Genomic DNA, 20,322 nt, shown 5'->3' on the forward strand with positions numbered 1-20,322 from the left:
TAAATCATTTTTTAATTAGAGGGGCAAAATATGCATTCTAAAAATTCCTATACTGGTATTAATCCAAAAGTTGTTAAACACATACGACACTATGCTAAACTTCTGAAGAAAGGAAAAGCTTTTGCTTATAAAGACATTGAAGATGTTGAGCAAGATCTTTTACTTGACTGTTTGCCTGGCCTTGAGGGTTATAATGAACTTGAAGGGCATTTTATAAAACAGTACATTAAATGCCGTGCTCTCAATTTAAAAGAAAAAGAACTATGTAAAAAACGTACCATTAATTTTGTTGATGAAACTTTATACGAAGAGAGCGATGAAAGTCTCGAATATAGCTCCGCAGTACGTATTGACGTAAATGAAGCAATTGCAAAGTTACCTCGAGAGTTAAGAAAAGTATGCAAACTATTGGCAGAAGGTCACAGCATTTGTGAAATTTCCAGAAAGACTGGTATACCAAAATCAACTCTTTACGATATGATCAACAAACTACGCAAAGAGCTTTCCCACCTAAAAATATATCTAAAGCTAGATTTCTAACTCTATATCACAAGGATGAAAATAATAAACAGCAAAGAAAGGGCAAAAATAGTAACGGGTGTTAAAATGGTAATCTTTGGACCTTATGGAATCGGCAAGACCAGTCTGCTCAAAACTCTCGATGAATTAACAACGCTTTGCCTTGATTTTGAAGCAGGACTTCTTGCCGTTCAAGACTGGAAAGGAGATTCAATCGAGATGCGTACTTGGAATGAGGCGAGAGATATAGCTTGTCTTATTGGTGGTCCTAATCCTGCATTAAGGTCTGATCAGGCATATAGTCAAAAACACTATGAGCATGTCTGTAGCAAGCACAAAGATCTTCTTTCTGGAGTTTCTCAATACCGCTCTATTTTTATTGATAGCATAACTGTTGCATCACGTTTATGTCTTTTATGGGCCAGAATGCAACCTGAAGCTTTTTCAGATAGATCAGGGAGAGAAGATAAAAGAGCTGCCTATGGATTACTTGCTCAAGAGATGATGGCATGGCTCAATCAGTTTCAACACATCAGAGATAAAGACATCATCATAGTTGGCACATTAGGTCAATATCTCGATGACTGCAATCGTCCAACCTGGCTACCTCAATGTGAAGGAGCAAAAACTGCCAGTGAAATTCCAGGTATTGTTGATGAAGTAATTAGTATGGTTGGAATCAAGAAAGATGATGGTACAGAGGTTCGTTCATTTGTCTGTCAGACTATTAACTCTTGGGGATATCCCGCTAAGGATCGCAGTGGCTGCCTGAATATGGTTGAAGAACCTCATTTAGGTAAATTACTTGCGAAAATTAAAGCCAAAACCTTGGCTTCTGTTGCCTAAATTTAATTTTAAAAGGAGTAATATGGAACAAAGCTTTTTCAATATCGGTCAAAAAATTCCCTTTTTCAGTGTGAAAGAATACTTGAATGATCAATCGCCTATACCAGAAGATATAATTTCTCCTAGAATTCTAACTAAAAGAGGTTTGTTGGTATTTGGTGGCCCTCCTAAGATTGGCAAAAGCGACTTCTTGATCTCTTGGCTTGTTTACATGGCTGCTGGTAGATCATTTCTCGGTATGACGCCAAGTAGACCTTTGAAAATCTTCTACATGCAAACTGAAATTGAGTATGAATATATGAAAGAACGGTTGCAACAACTTCAACTGGATAACGAACTTCTGGATGTAGCTGCTAACAACTTAATCATTACGCCAAAGGTGCACTTATCATTTAATCATGATGAAATAAGTGAAATCAAGGAAATTGTGAATGAACGCTTTAAACCTGATGTTTTGGCTATAGATCCATTGCGTAACATCTTTAGCAGTGAATATGGCAATGAAAATGATAATAGTGCTATGTTATTCTTTCTGCAAAAGACTCTTGAAAAGCTACGCAGTGCTGTCAATCCAGATGCTTGCATTGTACTTACTCATCATACAAAAAAATTATCAAAAAAGATGCTGGAAGAAGATCCATTTCAGGGTTTAAGCGGTGCTGGTTCTTTGAGGGGATTTTATAGTACTGGCATGGTGATGTTTTCTCATGATGAAGAAAGTACTGTACGTCAGATAGTATTTGAACTGCGTAATGGTGAACGTGTGGCAAGCAAGCTTGTCGATAAGATAAATGGTCGTTGGAAACTTGTAGACCAATGGAGTTGATTCTTTTTTTTACTTAATTTATAGGGAACAATATGCTAACAGATTTTTTAACTGATTTTAATACTGCAAAATTACAAAGTAATTTAATACCAAAAGGGACAACGGTAAAAGTCAAAATGGCCATTAAACCTGGTGGTTATGAAAATTGGTTCACTAAAAGCTATACTACTGGCAGTATCTATTTAAATGTAGAATTTACCGTTACTGAAGGCCCATATGCAAAACGCAAGATTTTTCAAGTGATTGGTATTAAAAGTGGCAAAGCAGAAGGTGAAGAAGACATCTGGGGAGAATCTGGTCGTTCTATGCTTAGAAGTATTTTAGAGTCAGCACGGAATATTCATGCACATGACACTTCAGAAAAAGCAGTTATTGCTAGAAAGATCAATTCTATAGCTGACTTTAACGGGTTAGAATTTACTGCAAAAGTTGGTATTGAAGCTGATCGATATGGAGAAAAAAACAAGATTGCTACTGTTATTACTCCAGAACAATCTGAAGTTGATTGGTTGCCATTTTGAAATACGACGAACTGGACTGCTGTCATTGAGAGGGCTATGAAAGATGCAGTAGGAAAAAACGTAAAGCTGAAAGAAGAAGCGATAAAATTCAGAGTCTTTTGAAACTGTTTGTGAGCTTTGATTTTCAATATGTCAAAAAGCATTGTTTTGATATTCTCGAAAGAAAAAAGTAGTTCTGGTTTTTTAAGATAAAAGAATATTTAAGCATAGAAATGCACTTCAAAAAAAAATTTTCATTTTTCCCGGAAAAACCTGTGAGAAATCCGGTATATATATAGTAAGAGGGGAAATAAATGTCAATACTCACACAATCAGGAAGAGCAGCAATAGCAGCAAGTATAAAAGAGCAACCAATACATCTTGCTTGGGGCAGTGGTGATGCCAATTGGGAAAGTAGTCATCAAGTCGAAAAAGTTTTTGTTGAGGATGAAATAGCCCTAGATCACCATCCCATTAAAGACGTAAAAGTTTTTATCGGACAAACAACTTATCAGCCAAATACAGTTGATAGTAGTACTGGTCTAATAAAACGTACGGAAAATAGCTCTATTCCAGTAAGTGATAAAGTTACTGTACAGTATACTGAAAGCACACCACCAGAGCCTATCAATGCTACAAAGCTGATAAATGAAGTTGGCAGACGTACTGCGGACGAAGTGCTATTCTGCACAGGTGATGAAAACGGCGAACTTATAACTCCTTCTGGAAGGTTTAGGCCCTCAAATGTACCAACTAATAATCTTTTTCTCAAATTCACTTTCGATTTCAACGATGCTGCAAATCAAGTAATAAGAGAGCTTGGAGTTATGGTTGGTACAAAGGTGGTAGAAAAATTGCCTCCTGGACAGAGATATTTTGAACCTCAAGATATAGAAGACCCAGGGATCTTATTAGTTTTAGAACATACCGTACCACTTATCAGAACATCTGCAACTCGGGAAACTTTTTCATTTGTTGTAACTTTTTGAAACAAAATGACCTTAAATAGTTATTATAACCGCTTTAATCCTGACAAAGAATACGAAAAAAGCTTGTTTCTTGCAGGAAGAGGTCTACAGTCAGCAGAATTAAATGAGACTCAGGAGTATGCTCTTTCTAAGCTTAAAGGCATAGGTGATGCAATATTTCGTGATGGTGATGTTATAACAGGAAGCAATTGTATTATAGATAGAGAAACTGGTAAAGTTACGCTTGAATCAGGAAAAATCTATCTTCGTGGAGCGGTTAGAAAAGTCGAAAAAGAAGAGTTTGTTATTCCACTGAGTACTATAGTTCGCATAGGTGTTTATTATCTAGAATCTACGATTACAGAACTTGAGGATGAAAACCTTCGTGATCCTGCTGTTGGTACAAGAAACTATCAGGAAGTAGGAGCTGCAAGACTTAAAGTTTCCACCATTTGGGGTTATCAAGCAGAAGGTCTTTCTCCACGTTTTTCTGAAGGAGAGTTTTATCTAATCTATAACATTGAAAATGGAGTATTAATAGAACATTCACCACCTCCACAAGCAAACATAGTAACTACTGCGCTTGCTCGTTATGACAAAGAGGCAAATGGTTCCTACGTCGTAAATGGTCTTGAAGTAATGTTCCTGCAAAAGGAAGAGGGAGAAGGAGGAAAACAAGTTTTTGTAATTAATGAGGGCAAAGCTCATGTTGATGGCTATGAAATTGAGTTACCTCACAGTATTCGTGTTTCCTTTGATGAAGATCCGGATATAAAATCAGTTGAATCAGAGCCACATACTTTTCAGCCAAATAGCCAAAGAGTAATGGAACTGAAGGTTAATGATTTTCCAATAAGTGAAATCAAAAAAGTAGATATAACTGTTCAAAAAACTATTACCATTACTCACGGTTCATATTCAGGAGCCATTGATCCGATACCTGACTCTGCAGTACTTGAAATTATTCAAATTAAACAAGGCAATGTTATTTATGAAAATAGTATAGATTACAAATTAAACGCAGGAAACGTTGATTGGTCATTACCTGGTAAAGAGCCAGCTCCTGGAAGTAGTTATCAAATAACTTACCGCTGTCGTACTCATGTAAGCCCTGAAGATATAAGTGAAGAGGGATGTAAAGTAAGAGGTGCCGTTGATAACAGCTTGGTTCTGGTTGATTACACCTGGAAAATGCCCCGCTATGATTTAATTACTATCGATAGCAAAGGAGTAGTAAGGAGAATAAAAGGTATAGCTCACCCTTGGCGACCATCAATGCCTAAAGCGCCCTCTGGACAACTTTTGCTCTGCTACATTCATCAGACGTGGAAAAACGGAGAAAAAGAAGGGGTGAAAATAGTGAATAATGCTATTCATGCTGTGCCAATGAATGAACTTGAAGCAATGAAGAAGGGAATAAATGATCTTTATGCTCTTGTTGCACAGGAGCGTTTACGCAGTGATGCAAATTCAAGAGAACCTACCACCAAAAAAGGAGTATTTGTTGATTCGTTTTTTGATGATGATATGCGTGATCAAGGAATTTTGCAATCTGCAGCAATAGTAAATAAGGAACTAATTTTACCGATAGACGTAGAAATTATTGATGTTGAAAAGAGCACAAAACCTTATCTTTTACCGTATGAACTTGAGCCGGTATTGGAACAGCTTTTACAGACTAAAAGTGACAAAATTAATCCATATCAAGCTTTTGATAAAGTAACCGCAAAAGTTACTCTAAATAAAAACATTGATCACTGGACCGAGGCTACCACAAATTGGAAAAGTCCAGTGACAAGAGGTTTTAATATTACGGAAACCACAGAGCTATTGTCAAGTAATTCTTATGAAACTGAATTTATGCGAGAAGCAGTACAGAATTTTGAAATTGAAGGTTTTGAGCCAAATGAAAAGCTCAAGGAGGTGAAGTTCGATGGTATCTTCATTCAGCCTACTGCGTAAGAGGTAAAAATATGCTCACAGCTAACAACCAGGGAAAATTAAAGGGAAAGGTGAAAGTGCCAGCAAACATTCCAGCAGGTACTAAATTAGTACAGTTTTACGGTGATAAAGGCAGTTATGGAGAAGCAACTTATACTGGTAAAAAAACAATTACCATAGAAGAAAGAAGAAGAGTTATCGCAGCAAGAAGAATTGACCCTTTAGCCCAAACATTTACTTTAAATGAGAGCAGACACATAGGAGGCCTAAACTTATGGTTCACAAATAGCGGCAAAAAACGTGTTGTTGTGCAGATTAGAGAAACAGCAGTGGGAATGCCCTCGCAGACTGTCATTGCTGAAAGTTATATTGAGCCAAAAGATATAAAGATAGATGGCACAGCAACACGTATAGAATGGTCGCCAGTGTTTTGCCATGCAGGAGAGGAGTATGCAATAGTGCTACTTACTGATGATTCTGGTACTGCAGTCAAAATAGCAGAACTTGGCAAATATGATGCAGTAAATAGCCGCTGGGTAACAAGTCAGCCATATCAAGTAGGAGTATTACTTTCATCTAGCAACGCAAGTACTTGGACACCACATCAAAATTTAGATCTAACTTTTAGGCTTTTAGCAACGAAGTTCACTGAAAATTCTCACGTTATTGATCTTGGTAAAGTTACTGCAAATAACGTATCAGATTTAATTGTTTTGACGAACGTCGAAAAAGTAGCATTTGATACCAATGTAGAATTTATCTTAACAGATGAAGAGGGAAGAGAAAACTTTTTGTCTGATAATTTGCCGCTTGCACTGCGTGAAAGAATAAATGGGGAATTAACGGTAAAAGCAAGCCTAAAAGGAGGGCGAGAGAAAAGTCCAGTGCTATATCCAGGGTTACAGCTAGTTCTAGGTAATCTTTTAGAGTCTGGAGATTATGTTACAAGAAGTATTACAGCAGGAGCTAACACTAAGATTACCATAACATATGATGCGCTAATACCTGGCACTGCAGATGTTAAAGCATATGTACAAAAAAACGTGGATTGGCAATTAGTAAATTTAACATCAGGAAAACCAATTGGAGAAAATTTGGTAGAGAGAACTCATGTGCTATCAAATTTTAATGGTAATGATACAAGGATAAAATTGGTTTTAAGTGGAACAGTTGTTTATCGCCCTAAAGTCAAAAATCTACGAATCATTATCACTTAGCAGAATGTCAGATGATAAAACAAGTAGAGGATATTCTTTGCCTCATCCAGAAAATATTGCTGTGCAGGATGTTGTTCGTATCCGTACCACAATTGAGAAAATAGATGAAGATATTACCGAAAGAGAAGATGAGCATAATCAACTTAAGAGTAATTTTGAGCGGTTTAATTTTGAGACTTTTTTAAATTTTTGGAAATGAAAGAAGCAATATACCAAAGGATAAAGGATTTAGCAGCAAGTAGCACACCTGATCAATTGGCATATCTTGCAAAATCGCTGGAATTGATAGCAGATAAAAAAGCTATTGCTGACATTGTGCAGATGACTGAGGTAAAAGAGATAATTGATGCACTACAAAAAAGACTTAAGGATTTAGCGGCAAATAGTACACCAGATCAATTAGCATATCTTGCTAAAGCACTGGAATCAATAATCGGCAAAAGTTCAGTTTCTGAAATTGTACAGATGACTGATGGTAAGCTAAAAGAACTTCTTGATAGTGCAAAAAAACACTTAACTGATCTGGATAATAAAAAAGCTAGTTCTTTAGCAGTGATCTCTGAATCAGAGAAGCAGTTATTAAAGAGAATTGATGAAAAAGGAACAACAAATTTATCGCTACTTGATACGAGAAAGAATGCCAATATTGCAGCAATAAATAGCATTAGTAATAGTCATAAAGATGGTCTTAAAGGTTTAGTAGAAGATTTTCGTGCTGTTAATAATGTACCACCTGGCTCATCAATTATAGGAGAAATAGAAACTCGAATTAAAAACATCTCTAATGAGGTAAAAACTCGGGATGAACAGTTAAAAGCGTCTCTTATAAATGAAATAAGAAAGCGCAATATGGTTGAATCAGGGTCATTACCTTTCTTATTTGGTGTACTTGGCAGAAAAAATAATTACTTTGGCCACGGAACTTTTACGACAGAGCTTGGAAAGTGGAGTAGTGATATAACAAAAACTGACTATATGTTACAACTACTAGCAGGTAGCCATATGTACAATACAGATTACGTTAGTTTTTATCGGCCAAGACAACTCAGTTTTATAGAGGGAAGTAAAGGAACATTTATTTACGGAGAGTTATGCACAAAAAGTTTTTCTGGTAGTTATGATGAGATATACTATTATCCGTATGCTGCACTTGGAGTAGTATTTGTAAAAAATACAACCAATGTGAACATAAATAAGACAATAGAATTTGTTGGATCATCGTATTCGAGTACGGAGTATGGGGGAGCAGGATTATTTGTGGGAACACCAGATAATACCAATTCTAATAAATCAAGTATTTCAAGAATAATATGGAAAAATGTTTACCAATACACGAGTTCTGATAGCAAGTTAGCTGGATCTGGTAATGTGGAGATTCCAGCAGGAAAAACAGTTGCAATATTACTTTACACATCATCTTACCTGTATTCCAGGACACAAGTTAGTCAAGGTATGCTTGCATCAAATTATGTACATAACTATGGTCAATTTATTCAGTGGGGGATTTATAACATACGTAGCAATGTTCTAACTACAGGACTTGAAGTAGATGTGGAGAGAACGCTAAAAGCTTGGCAATGTCCAGGATTAGAACGAACTAATCAAATATGGCAATGAGGAGGAATTTATGACTATTTATATACGTTTTGAAAACCACAAGCAGATTGAAACAACAACACTTGAAAACAAGCCAACTGGAAATGATTGGTATGAAGCACCAGAAGATTTTGATTGGCAAAAAAGCTATTGTCTAACAGAAGGGGAGAAAATTGTTGAAAGGAATAAGGAAGATATTGAGCTGGAATTATTGGAAAATGCAAAACTTTCTGCACTTTCTAGTCTCCGTACTTATTATAATAACTATACTCACCAATACGCAGGATATTCTCATCAGAAGCTTAAGTCGTACGAAATACAAGCAAAAGCCGCAGAAAACATTCTAGCAGCACCAGAATCTATAGACGAAAAAGATGCAGAAATTATAGAGCCATTAGCAAAAGTACGTGGTATTACAGTTACTGAAATGGCAAGGATAATCGAGGAAAAAGTGAAAAAAGCAGTAAAAGCGATAGTGAAATGCGAGGAGTTGGAAGACATGGCGAAGAGGAAAATTGAAGAAGCTAAAAGTGAAGAAGAACTGCAAACTTTGCTAGATGATTGTAAACAAAAAATGCAAAACCTAGAAACTTAAATTCTTTTCAAAAATCAGCGTGCAAGGAAAAAAATGACAGAAGAATTTTTACACGGAGTAAATGTTATTGAGGTAACCTCAGGAGCAAAGACAGTACGTACAGCTAAATCATCAGTGATAGGTGTAATTGGTACTGCTCCTGAAGCAGATGGGCAAAAATTTCCACTGAATAAGCCAGTGTTAATTGCAGGAAGCTTAAGGGAAGCAGCAAGACTTGGAAAAAGAGGAAGTTTACCTTCTGCAGTAAATGGAGTATTTTCCCAAATTGGTGCAACAGTAGTAGTTATTCGAGTTGAGGAAAGTGAAAACAGCGATCCAAAATTAAAAGAAGAAGAGACGCTGAAGAATATAATTGGCGGTGTTGATAAAGAAACTGGAGAGTATCAAGGGATAGAGGCATTCCTCAGCAGTGAAAGTATAATTCATGTTGCTCCAAGAATATTAATTGCACCTCAGTTTACTCATCAACTACCAGAAGATGCAGTGGTTGCAGCATTAATTCCTATAGCAGAAAAGCTGAGAAGCATAATAGTAGCAGATGGTCCAAATACCAATGATGAAGAAGTAATAAAATGGAGAAAAAGTGTAGGCAGCTCAAGAGTTTACGTAGTTGATCCTTGGGTTAAGGTATTTATTGAAGGAAAAGAAGAAATTTTGCCAGCAAGCCCATTTGTAGCTGGTTTAATAGCGAAAGTAGATAGTGAGCAAGGATTTTGGCATTCACCTTCAAACAAAGAGATAAATGGTATTGTTGGAACAAGCAGGCCTATTGATTTTACGCTCGGTGATACAAGTTGTAGAGCAAACCACTTGAATGAAAATGAAGTAACAACGATAATTCATCAAAATGGCTATAGGCTTTGGGGAAATAGAACATGTTCAAATAATTCGAAATGGGCTTTTCTGTCAGTGAGGCGTACTGCAGATTTAATCAATGATAGTTTACTTCGAGCTCATCTATGGGCAGTTGATCGCAATATTACCAAAACTTATATAGATGATGTGATTGAGGGGGTGAATTCTTATTTGGCTAATTTAAAAGCGCAAGGAGCAATTATCAGCGGAAAATGTTATGCAACCCCAGAACTCAATACACCGGCAAATATTGCAAGCGGGAAAGTGTCTTTTGATTTTGAGTTCACGCCACCATATCCGGCTGAGCAAATAATATTCAGATCCCATCTTGTAAATAATAGTGTAATAAGTTAGGAGAAAGCGAAGTGTTACCCAAAATATTGAGAAATTTTAATGTATTTGTTGATGGTCGGGGTTATGCAGGAAAAATAGATGAGATAACTTTGCCAAAGCTTACTATCAAAACAGAGGAATATCGTGCAGGGGGTATGGACATACCCATTAGCATTGATATGGGAATGGAAAAGCTTGAAGCTGATTTTACTTTTGCCGAATATGATTCAGAGCTATTTAGGCTTTTTGGCCTCATAGATGATAATTCGGTTTCTTTGACGCTAAGGGGAGGATTACAAGGCAGTGGAAGTAATGATATTGAAGGAGTAATAATCAACTTAAGAGGCATTTTTAAAGAATTTGATTTTGGTAGCTGGAAACCTGCTGAAAAAGCAACGCTGAAGTGTACTGTAGCTGCTCATTACTATAAACTTACCATAGGTGGTAATGAACTGATAGAGATCGACGCTGAAAATATGATTAGAAAAATAAATGGCGTTGATCAAATGGCCTTGCTGCAAACGATTTTAGGGATTTAATGGAATAGATGGATGCCTTTTCATATAACCACTTTTTTATTGAAAAATTACTGATAATACTGTATAATTATTAATGTTTTTTAAGCATTTGTGCTATGGCTTTATCTAAATTTCTCGACCCTAAAAATGATATAGCATTTCGCCGTATCTTTGGTACTGAAAAGAATAAAGACATCCTCATTCACTTCCTCAATGATATTTTGAGCTTTACTGGCAAAAATGCAATACAGGATATAGAGTTTTTAAGTACTATTCAAGATCCTGAAATTGCCGCTAAAAAACAAAGTATTGTTGATGTGCTATGTAAAGATTCAACAGGAGTACAATGGATAATTGAGATGCAGGTTGCTAAAACCAAAGGCTTTGAAAAACGTGCCCAATATTACGCTGCTAAAGCCTATTCAAGACAAGCAGATAAAGGTGATCAATACCATGACCTTAAGGAAATTATCTTTATTGCTATAGCAGATTGTATACTGTTTCCTGATAAGTCCGAGTATAAATCAAAGCACACTATTCGCGATGAAGATACTAATGAACATGATCTAAAAGATTTTTATTTTGTATTTATTGAATTGCCTAAATTTTCCAAAACTAAAGAAGATCAGCTTTCAAATATAGTTGAGAAGTGGGTGTATTTTTTTAAGTACGCTGATGAAACAAGTGAAGAAGAATTGGAAAGAATAACAGGAAGTGACGTAATAATCAAAAAAGCGTACGAAGAGCTAAACAGGTTTAACTGGTCAGAAAAAGAGTTTATAGCATATGAACAGGAGACCAAGCGTATTCGTGATGAACAGGCTGTCCTTGCTCAAAAACTTGATGATGCCAAAAAAGAAGGAAAGATTGAAGGAAAGATTGAAGGAAAGATTGAAGGAAAGATTGAAGGAAAGATTGAAGGAAAGATTGAAGGAAAGATTGAAGGAAAGATTGAAGTTGCAAAAGCGATGTTGACTAATAATGTTGATATTAGCACTATTGTCAAGTGTACAGGTCTTTCTGTCGATGAAGTTCAAGAATTAATTCAAGTTGAGGAAAAATAAACCCTACTATCATCTTTATATTGAGAAATTTAGTATGAAGGATCGTTAATCAAACACAAAAACTATAGTAAAAAAAATTAGTTATGTAAAAGCCGATATAGACTTTTATTTAATTAACTTTTTAAGGAGGAACATGCAAGCTATAACACTTAATAACCCAATAACAGTTGATGGAATTTCTGTTTCAGAACTTACCATTAGACGTCCAAAAGTTAGAGACTATTTGGCAATAGAACGCATTAATGGTAGTGACCTAAATAAGGAAGTGACTTTGACTGCCAACCTGACATCAGTTGCAAAAGAAGCGATTGAAGAGTTAGATATTGCTGATTATGTGAAAGTGCAAGAGGTATTAAAGGATTTTTTTTCACCAATTATACAAAGGACTTGAGGTCAGAAGTATTAATGTTCAGCTCTGTTGTAGGAGGCGGGGTTGAACAAATACTTGAAATGGAAATTAATGAATTTATCCTATGGAATGAAGCAGCGAGGAAGGTACAATGTCAACGTTATCTATAAAAATTGGAGCAGTCCTAGATGGCAGTTTCAGTACTGTAATAAAAGGAAGTAGCAGTCAACTTACTCATCTTGGTGAGAATATAAGAAAGCTTGACTCATCTTTAAAATCAGTATCAAAGTTTAAGCAGTTAGGTCATGATGTTTTGACTAGCAAGAGGTCATGGAAAGGCTTTGAAGATCAAGTAAAATCTTTAGCTAAACAAATGAAAGCGGTGGAGAAACCAAGCAAAACTTTAAAAGCAGAGTTTGATAAAGCTAAGTTTTCTGCAACAAAAGCAAAAGAAGCATATTTGAAAAAGAGAGATGCTTTGCATTCATTTAATGAAGAAGTAAGAAAAAGTGGAAGAAATATTAAGTCATTAGTAAGTAATCAATATAAACTTGGCTCATCTGTTGAAGCGCTAAAAGGTAAGTATGGTAAGCTTGGGTCTGCAATACGTAATCACCAAAGTTTTTTAGCAAGCAAAGCACATTTTAAGTCACAAATTATAGAGACTATTGGACTAGGGCTAACGCTTGCAGCTCCAGTTAAAGTTGCGATTGATTTTGAATCGGCTATGGCTGATGTTAAGAAGGTAGTAAAGTTTGATAATAAAAAAGATGAAGTAACTAAATTTGCTGAAGGGTTAAAGGAAATGTCAAGAACAATACCATTATCGGCAGCAGAATTAGCACAAATAGCCGCAAGTGGTGGTCAACTTGGTATCAGGAAAGAAGATCTTTTTATGTTTACAGAAACAGTGGCAAAAATGTCTACAGCATTTGATATGTCTGCAGAGCAAGCAGGTGATTCCATAGCTAAACTCTCTAACGTTTATGGAATTGATGTTAGTAAAATGGAACATGTTGGTAATGTGATCAACCACTTATCAGATAACACTGCTGCTAAAGCAAGAGATATGGTTGAAACTCTAGCAATAGTTGGTGGTACTGCAAAGCAGTTTGGTTTGGATATCGAGAAAACAAGTAGTTTAGCAAATGCTTTCATTAGCTTAGGTAAAACACCTGAAAAAGCTGCAACTGCTATAAATGCTCTACTTAGTAAACTTCAGACTGCTGAAGAACAAGGAGGGGATTTTAAAGCAGCATTAGAGCAAATGGGCATAACTGCAGAAGAAATAGTACAAAGAATAAGCGAAAACGGCGAAGAAGCATTACTCTACTTTTTTCAAACTCTAAAGAAAATGGATAACCAGGAACGTTCTACAATCCTTATGAAACTTTTCGGTCAGGAATATCAAGATGATATTGCATTATTAGCTGGAAGTTTTAACAAATACGAAGATGCAATAAAGTTATTGGCTAATGCAGAAAAGTACGGAAGCTCTCTGCAAGAAGAATTCAAAAATCGTGCAGACACTACAGCTAATAAATTACAATTACTTAAAAATGCAATAGTTGAAGCTGGCATGAATCTAGGGTCAGTAATGTTACCTACCTTGAATTATGTAGCTGGAAGTTTGAAAACAATAACAGAGCATATAGCTTCTTTTGCAGAAAAATATCCAACTTTAACCACGACGATCATGGGTACTGTAGCAGCTTTGATAAGTTTAAAAATTGCAGCAGTAGGACTAGGATACGGATTTACATTGCTAGGAAGTACGATTTTTGGTCTGAAAGCAAACCTACTTGGAGTATTTTCATTTTTATCAGCTACAGTTTTTCCTGCAGTAGTAACAGGACTAAGAGCAATAACACTCGCTAACCCTATAGGACTTTTAGTTGCTGGACTTGTTACTGGTGCAGCTCTTGTTATAGCTAACTGGCAAAAGGTGAAAGACTTTTTCTCTAGCTTTTGGAAATCGATAATAAAACCCATAGAAGAAGCTTTTTCATGGATAGGGGAAAGTGTATTTGGAAAAGTATTAGGGAATAGCCCACTGAAAGAGTTTGAAAAAAGAAAAACTGAAGTAAAAGCAGTACATAGTCCCCTAAAGAGTAATATTCTCAACAGTGGAAATCCTTTGCTAAGTAACAGTATAATTAAAGAATTTTCCAAGAGAAATCAGAATAATTTCAGAATCAAAAGCCTTATTGAGGAGAAAAAGTTTACAGAGAGCGATAATGATAAGATATTTGCAGATTTTGGAAGGAGTAAATTTGAAAATAAAGAACAAAATAAAACTCAGAACATCACTAATAATTACACTATCAGCATTAAAGCAGAGCCAAATCAAGATGTTCGTAGTCTTGCAGATGAAGTAATAAAAAGGATAAGAGAAAAATCGCGAGACGTTCTATTTGATTCAATAGAACCAGTGTGACCCGGAAGTCATGAAATTGTGATGGTTAAATTCCATCCGCCATAACATCTGGCTGAAATTATAGCCCACATTTTAGGAAACTGGCAAACACCTAAGGTGCGAGCATGGGCTAAAAGGGAGTAATGTTAAACCTTATAATAAATTCTCCCAAGAAGAGTCAGGTAAGGTTACGAAAGAAACTTATGTTTGAATTGTCGTTACTGTGAATATGTGAAATAAGGTTGGTACACATAGACCAAAAGGTATGGAGAATAAGGATGATTAGAATTGGTTCGTTTAATCAAGATGTTTCCGATCTCCCGGCAAAAAAAAAATAAGAACCTAAATCTGACGCGAAACGGTTTCATGGAACGGAGTAACCACATAGAAGCTCTTATTATACTTTGTAATAAGCAAGTAGCCAACTGCAAGCTTCTATGTTGGAAGGATTGTCTAAAAAGCTAATGCCTAAAGTAATGCTTAGGATACGCAGACGTGGACACTGTAACTTGGAAGGTAAAGTTATGAATAGTAGTGAATATGTTATGAGCCAACAAAAAGTTAGGTATGAATGGAATGAAGTTCCTTGGCGCAAGCTAGAAAAGTCTTCATTTAAGCTACAAAAACGAATTTACCGAGCTTCTAAATGTAATGATATCAAAAAGATGCATGAGCTTCAGAGATTATTACAAAAATCGACAAGTGCTAGGATGATCGCTGTGAGAAAGGTAACTCAGGACAATAGAGGAAAAAGAACTGCAGGTATTGATGGAAAAGCTAACCTTAATCAAAAAGAAAGATTGCAATTGGCAAAATCCTTAGATATAAAGGAGAGAGCAAAGCCATCAAGGCGCATTTGGATTCCAAAGCTTGGAAAAAGTGAAAAACGTCCATTAGGGATACCAACAATAACAGATCGAGCAAAACAAACACTTGTTAAGATGATGCTAGAACCAGAATGGGAAGCAAAGTTTGAGCCCAACATTTATGGTTTTAGACCTGGTAGATCATGTCATGATGCCATTGAAGCTATATTTCAAGCACTCATCAAGAAAACAGTATTTGTTTTAGATGCTGATATTTCTGGGTGTTTTGATAATATAAATCATCATATACTGTTAGAAAAACTCAATACCACACCAACTTTAAGGAAGATAGTAAAAGGATGGTTGAAAGCAGGTGTGATGGAAAATAGGATATTTCAACCATCTAGAAGCGGTACAATCCAAGGAGGGACAATTTCTCCATTACTGGCATGTATTGCTCTACATGGGTTAGAAAATTATCTGAAAGAAATAATGGCAGAGGAGCTAATTAGCTACAGGAAAACGAAACCTGGCAGAACATGTAGGGAAAATGCGAAAAGATCACTCAGCGTAATCACTTATGCAGACGATTTTGTAGTACTTCATGAAAGTGAGGAAATTGTTTTGAAAGCAAAAACTCTGATTGAAGAATGGTTAAAAACTATTGGATTAGAGTTGAACCCTTCAAAAACAAGAATTTCTCATACTCAAAAATTCCTGAAAGGAATAAAACCAGGTTTCAATTTTCTTGGTTTTACAATACGGCAATATCCAACAAAACACAATAAGATGTCATACAAGTCTATCATCAAACCAAGTCGTAACTCTATAGAACAACACTCATTAGTCATTAAAAGTAAGCTAAAGAAAATGCGTGGTGAATCACAAGAAGCAGTAATAAGTCACCTTAATCCAATTATTCGAGGATGGTGTCAATACTACGCTTCGGTGGTATCATCTAAAGCCTTTGGTGCAATGGATAATACAATGTTTAGAAAACTTTGGAAATGGGCAATGTTTAAACACCAAAACAAAGGAAGATGTTGGATCAAAAGAAAATACTTCAAGAAGTATGGTAACGATAAATGGCGATATATGACAAGTAACGGAATGCGTCTTATTAAACACGGAGATCATGACATTAAACGACATGTCAAAGTGATTGGAGCCAAATCTCCATATGATGGAGACTGGACTTATTGGGGAAAGCGTATGAGTAAAATACTTGATAAATCACCACAAACAATAAAACTTCTGAAGATGCAACAAGGTAAGTGTGATTGTTGTCAACTTTGGTTTAAGAATGGTGATATCTTAGAAATACATCATAAGGACCAAAATAAGCAAAATAATACAATCACAAACTTATCTATGCTACATGGACATTGTCACGATAATTTACACAGAAGTATGCATGAAAAGCACCAAGCTAGAGAGAAGCCGTATGAAGCGAAAGTTTCACGTACGGTTTTGAAGTCGAGTGAGGAGGGGCAACCTTCTTCACTTAGATAACTGTTCTTTACCTTCTGACTATAAAATAGATGAAAGTATTGTAAAAATTGCAGGATTTGATAGAGAGAAATTATTAGAAATGGGTAATTTCTGCAAGATAAGCTATGGCGATGATGATGGTAAATTAAGTAAAAAAAGATGTAACAACCTAGCTCAAAGAGTATACAAAACTGAATTTGAAATTGTAGAAGATTTTGAAATTGTTCCATCTACTGAAAAAATGTATAAAACTAGAGCTGAACTCATCAGCGAAGGTTATGAAATTATTCCATTTGGTAATAGCTTTGAAAAAGATGCTGGTCACGTTTTTATAAAAGGTAAAGAAATAACAATAGCCTACCATGGTACTCGTCTGAGCCAGAGTTTTAATGATGGAATTACTGATATAAATGTACTTTTTGCTACTTCGGAATTTTTACCTGAAGGTGGAAGAATTCATTGTGGTTTCTATAATTCATTTATGGATTCATGGCCTAATCTGTATGGCATTTTGAAATCTCATGCTGAAAAACAGGGATCAGAAATCAAGGATTTTAAAATTAACCTCACAGGTCACAGTATGGGAGGAGCTATTGCTAAGATAGCTGCTTTATGCCTCAATAAAACAGAAGGAGCTGAAGATGTTCATGTTGCAACTTTTGGTGATCCACGAGTTTTTGATCTTACTGCTAGTGAATTTTATAATGATGTTCTTCAAGAAAAAACCATTAGAGTAACTCAACATAGACAAGACCCAGTACCAGCGGTATCACCTGGTATTTGTGGTTATGCTCATGTAGGTGCACAATTGAGAATATCAGTACCTGAAGGATATTTTGTTCATCAAATAGATGGTTATCATGAAGCCATTAAAATAATGGATGAAAAAGATTTCCGATCGAACAATAACGTTTCTCTCTTTTATTACCCTTCGAGAATATTAAGTCGAATTAACTGTGCAGTTTTAGGTAATGCTCAATATTATGCTGCTAATTTAGGTAATTATATTCTTGGTGGACAAAATTTTTTCGAGAAAGTAAAAAAGGAATACCAAGATAAAAACTTAGAAAATTTTTCTAAGCTTGAACAAGCAGAAGTTAAGCAAAGGGCACATCAAAATGTCTTTTCTACTACAAGGAGTTTATAACTACTATACAGAGCAATCATTAGATTGCTCTGTAGCATCTATTCATTTAAATTCAATATAAAAATTTTCACCAGAAGTTATTTTCCATTCTTCTTTAAATTTCTTTAGGTGTTCTTTTTTTTCGCATTCTAAAAGCAGTTCTTCTATGCTCTTATTATAGCTTTCTGTAGTAATTCTTCCTTGATGATGCATAAACCTCAAATAAATCAAATAAGTGTTAATCACATCTGTTTCACAATAATCGCGAATCTCTTGTATTTTGCCACTATCATATAAGTCCATAACTTGTGAACCATCAACTCCAATCTTACCGGGAAGATTAAATGCTGCGCAAACTTCGTTCATCTTCATTCTTGCAGAAGCTCCAAAATCAGAGAGAGATTCAAGCAAATCACAATGCCAATCACTACTGTACCTCTGATTGTAACTATTCCACTTATCGCCAGCTTTGTGAAAATATTCTGCTTGAATGCCATGAACCATAGCACGGTACTTCAGTACCGGTATATCAAAAGTGCGTCCATTGAACGAAACTAGTCTTGGCTTTTTCTCTGATATGTAGTTAAAAAATCCCTTTACTAGCTCTTTTTCATTGGAGTTTACTGTGCCTCCAGATCTTATTTCTTGTAGTGTGAACATTTCATAACCGCTCTGGCGTGTTATATTACAAAGTAAAAAACTAATGACTACAACAAGGTGGAAGGGCTGACGCAGAAAAGAGTTTTGCCCGTTTGTTATTTCAAGATGATATTTTGTTAATGCGTTCCTCTTTTCTTCTACACTGCTATCATCACTAATATTTAGTAAATTCTTGCAGGAATTTACATCTGGTATAGTTTCAATATCAAATACTAACAAAGAATTAAGCATTACTTATATATTCCTCAGGGCGATCAGTCCAAGGTCGCACTTTTACGAACAAAAAGAGATGAACTTTACACTCAAATAACTTTTCCAATTCTGTACGTGCCTCGATATTAATTTTTTTTATGCTACTGCCGTCTTTTCCTAGCACTATTTTCTTATGATTATCTTTCAATACAAATATGATCTGTTTTATGACTAAACTCTTATCTTTTTTTTCCTCAAATTGTTCAGTTATAACAGCTGTAGAGTATGGCAATTCTTCACGTAGGTTCAAGAATAACTTTTCTCTCGTAATTTCCGCTGATAAAAAATCAGCTGAGGAATCAGTTATTTGATCTTTTTCATAAAACCAAGGGCCTATCGGTGCAATTTCAGACAAGTAACTAGTCAGATCAGAAAGTCCATCATTCTTCAGTGCCGATATCGTAAAAATTTTTTCAAACTTATAAAGCAAATTTAGGTGCTCATGTGCCATCTTGAGCTCTGATTTCTTTACTAAATCAGTTTTATTGATAACCAAAATGCATCTGCCTTTTGTGCGCTCCAGTCGTGCAAATATCGTTTTTATTCTTTCTATATTTTTTAGGTAATTGTTTACATCAACAAGCAACAAAGTAATGTCACTATCCTTAACTGCTCCCCATGCAGATTTGACTAAAGCTTTTTCAAGATTTGTTTCTGCTGAAAACACTCCTGGAGAGTCAGTAAAAACAATTTGCGCATTGTTGCATATAGCAACACCCCTTACCTGCGTCCTTGTTGTCTGCACTTTAGGGGTGACAATTGCAATTTTCTTGCCTACGATGCTGTTAATTAGCGTTGACTTTCCAGCATTTGGCAAACCAGCTATCGTTACAAATAAGCATTTTTGTTCTTTCACAAAGGAAATTATAAAGAAAACTAAATGCTAACGTCAATTGATTATTATATAGCTTTCTCTTCCCCTTTTGAAGAAAAACGCTCAACTATAGGTGATATAATATACTCATTCACTTTCTGAGCTATTGGTTCAATAATATCAGATGTTATAAGGAACCCTGCAATTACTGCTATGGGTGCTATTATTGCACCTGCTAAAGCTGCCGATCCCATTCCAAGCATTATACTTGGAGAAATAGCAGTTGCAGCTGCAGCAAGACCAACTCCAGTTGCAGCACTTGCAAGTGTGACAATACCAAAAAAGATAGGAAAACCTTTATCATCCCTTTCAATATGATCTTTTTTGCAAAATTTGTATAGTAGTACCCCCGCAAACAGAGCTGTAATCAATGCTGGAAATATAGAACCAACAATCCCACCCATTACCAATGGTGATAGAGTTGTAAAACTGAGTCCCAAACCTGTAAGTGCTCCTATTGATGTAGCTATACCTAAGGCAAATAACATTGCTTTAGTATCGTTGTCCATATAATCCTCCTAAATAATAAATTTCTAAAAAACTTTTCTAGTATAGCTAAATTTCTTAGAT

20 protein-coding genes are annotated in these 20,322 nt (G+C 35.6%); 17 read left to right on the forward strand and 3 right to left on the reverse strand.

Annotation, left to right across the window (positions count from 1 at the left end; translation table 11 throughout):
- Positions 1–30: 30 nt before the first annotated feature.
- The 17 genes from ABWU28_RS01560 to ABWU28_RS01640 all read left to right on the forward strand — a co-directional run bounded on the left by ABWU28_RS01560 (position 31) and on the right by ABWU28_RS01640 (position 17,987).
- Positions 31–540, forward strand: coding sequence for a sigma-70 family RNA polymerase sigma factor (locus tag ABWU28_RS01560; RefSeq protein WP_353275435.1), 510 nt, complete (start codon positions 31–33; stop codon positions 538–540).
- Between the two features lie 15 nt (positions 541–555).
- Complete coding sequence (locus ABWU28_RS01565) at positions 556–1,365, forward strand: ATP-binding protein (RefSeq protein WP_353275437.1); 810 nt, start codon at positions 556–558, stop codon at positions 1,363–1,365.
- Between the two features lie 22 nt (positions 1,366–1,387).
- The gene (locus ABWU28_RS01570) at positions 1,388–2,191 is read left to right on the forward strand and encodes an AAA family ATPase (protein WP_353275439.1); all 804 of its coding nucleotides are present in this window, start codon (positions 1,388–1,390) and stop codon (positions 2,189–2,191) included.
- A 32-nt stretch (positions 2,192–2,223) separates the two neighbouring features.
- The gene (locus ABWU28_RS01575; protein WP_353275441.1) at positions 2,224–2,712 is read left to right on the forward strand and encodes a hypothetical protein; all 489 of its coding nucleotides are present in this window, start codon (positions 2,224–2,226) and stop codon (positions 2,710–2,712) included.
- A 293-nt stretch (positions 2,713–3,005) separates the two neighbouring features.
- Entirely contained in the window at positions 3,006–3,680 is a 675-nt protein-coding gene (locus ABWU28_RS01580) for a hypothetical protein (protein WP_353275443.1), read from the forward strand.
- Between the two features lie 6 nt (positions 3,681–3,686).
- A complete protein-coding gene (locus tag ABWU28_RS01585) occupies positions 3,687–5,621 on the forward strand; it encodes a DUF4815 domain-containing protein (protein ID WP_353275445.1) in 1,935 nt (644 codons plus the stop codon).
- An 11-nt stretch (positions 5,622–5,632) separates the two neighbouring features.
- Entirely contained in the window at positions 5,633–6,817 is a 1,185-nt protein-coding gene (locus ABWU28_RS01590) for a hypothetical protein (RefSeq protein ID WP_353274943.1), read from the forward strand.
- Positions 6,818–6,821: 4 nt separating this feature from the next.
- A complete protein-coding gene (locus ABWU28_RS01595; RefSeq protein WP_214303255.1) occupies positions 6,822–7,016 on the forward strand; it encodes a hypothetical protein in 195 nt (64 codons plus the stop codon).
- The gene (locus ABWU28_RS01600; RefSeq protein ID WP_353275446.1) at positions 7,013–8,434 is read left to right on the forward strand and encodes a hypothetical protein; all 1,422 of its coding nucleotides are present in this window, start codon (positions 7,013–7,015) and stop codon (positions 8,432–8,434) included. The genes ABWU28_RS01595 and ABWU28_RS01600 overlap by 4 nt, the downstream gene beginning before the upstream one ends.
- 10 nt (positions 8,435–8,444) lie before the next feature.
- Positions 8,445–9,008, forward strand: a complete 564-nt coding sequence (locus ABWU28_RS01605; protein WP_353274947.1) for a hypothetical protein — start codon at positions 8,445–8,447, stop codon at positions 9,006–9,008.
- 33 nt (positions 9,009–9,041) lie between these two features.
- Positions 9,042–10,217 (forward strand): phage tail sheath subtilisin-like domain-containing protein, encoded by a 1,176-nt coding sequence (locus tag ABWU28_RS01610; protein ID WP_353275448.1) that lies wholly within the window; start codon positions 9,042–9,044, stop codon positions 10,215–10,217.
- A gap of 11 nt (positions 10,218–10,228) precedes the next feature.
- On the forward strand, positions 10,229–10,735 hold the full coding sequence (locus ABWU28_RS01615) for a phage major tail tube protein (RefSeq protein ID WP_046493457.1): 507 nt from the start codon (positions 10,229–10,231) through the stop codon (positions 10,733–10,735).
- A 95-nt stretch (positions 10,736–10,830) separates the two neighbouring features.
- Positions 10,831–11,778 (forward strand): Rpn family recombination-promoting nuclease/putative transposase, encoded by a 948-nt coding sequence (locus ABWU28_RS01620; protein WP_353275450.1) that lies wholly within the window; start codon positions 10,831–10,833, stop codon positions 11,776–11,778.
- Positions 11,779–11,911: 133 nt separating this feature from the next.
- Positions 11,912–12,169, forward strand: coding sequence for a phage tail assembly protein (locus ABWU28_RS01625; RefSeq protein ID WP_226080798.1), 258 nt, complete (start codon positions 11,912–11,914; stop codon positions 12,167–12,169).
- Positions 12,170–12,278: 109 nt separating this feature from the next.
- Positions 12,279–14,564 carry a phage tail tape measure protein gene (locus ABWU28_RS01630; RefSeq protein ID WP_353275452.1) on the forward strand — a complete coding sequence of 762 codons (2,286 nt, stop codon included), beginning with the start codon at positions 12,279–12,281 and terminating at the stop codon, positions 14,562–14,564.
- A 416-nt stretch (positions 14,565–14,980) separates the two neighbouring features.
- Entirely contained in the window at positions 14,981–16,861 is a 1,881-nt protein-coding gene (gene ltrA, locus ABWU28_RS01635; RefSeq protein WP_353275141.1) for a group II intron reverse transcriptase/maturase, read from the forward strand.
- Positions 16,862–16,940: 79 nt separating this feature from the next.
- Positions 16,941–17,987, forward strand: coding sequence for a lipase family protein (locus tag ABWU28_RS01640; protein WP_353275454.1), 1,047 nt, complete (start codon positions 16,941–16,943; stop codon positions 17,985–17,987).
- A gap of 42 nt (positions 17,988–18,029) precedes the next feature.
- On the opposite strand, the gene ABWU28_RS01645 is transcribed toward ABWU28_RS01640, so the two are convergent.
- The 3 genes from ABWU28_RS01645 to ABWU28_RS01655 are packed head-to-tail and all read right to left on the reverse strand — an operon-like array spanning position 18,030 to position 20,261.
- Positions 18,030–18,857 carry a 3'-5' exonuclease gene (locus ABWU28_RS01645; protein WP_019236725.1) on the reverse strand — a complete coding sequence of 276 codons (828 nt, stop codon included), beginning with the start codon at positions 18,855–18,857 and terminating at the stop codon, positions 18,030–18,032.
- Positions 18,850–19,734, reverse strand: a complete 885-nt coding sequence (gene era, locus ABWU28_RS01650; protein WP_052264868.1) for a GTPase Era — start codon at positions 19,732–19,734, stop codon at positions 18,850–18,852. The genes ABWU28_RS01645 and era overlap by 8 nt, the downstream gene beginning before the upstream one ends.
- A gap of 44 nt (positions 19,735–19,778) precedes the next feature.
- A complete protein-coding gene (locus ABWU28_RS01655) occupies positions 19,779–20,261 on the reverse strand; it encodes a hypothetical protein (protein ID WP_254229402.1) in 483 nt (160 codons plus the stop codon).
- Between the last annotated feature and the right edge of the window lie 61 nt (positions 20,262–20,322).

The organism is Wolbachia endosymbiont (group B) of Pilophorus perplexus, from assembly GCF_964028155.1.
GTDB lineage: Bacteria > Pseudomonadota > Alphaproteobacteria > Rickettsiales > Anaplasmataceae > Wolbachia.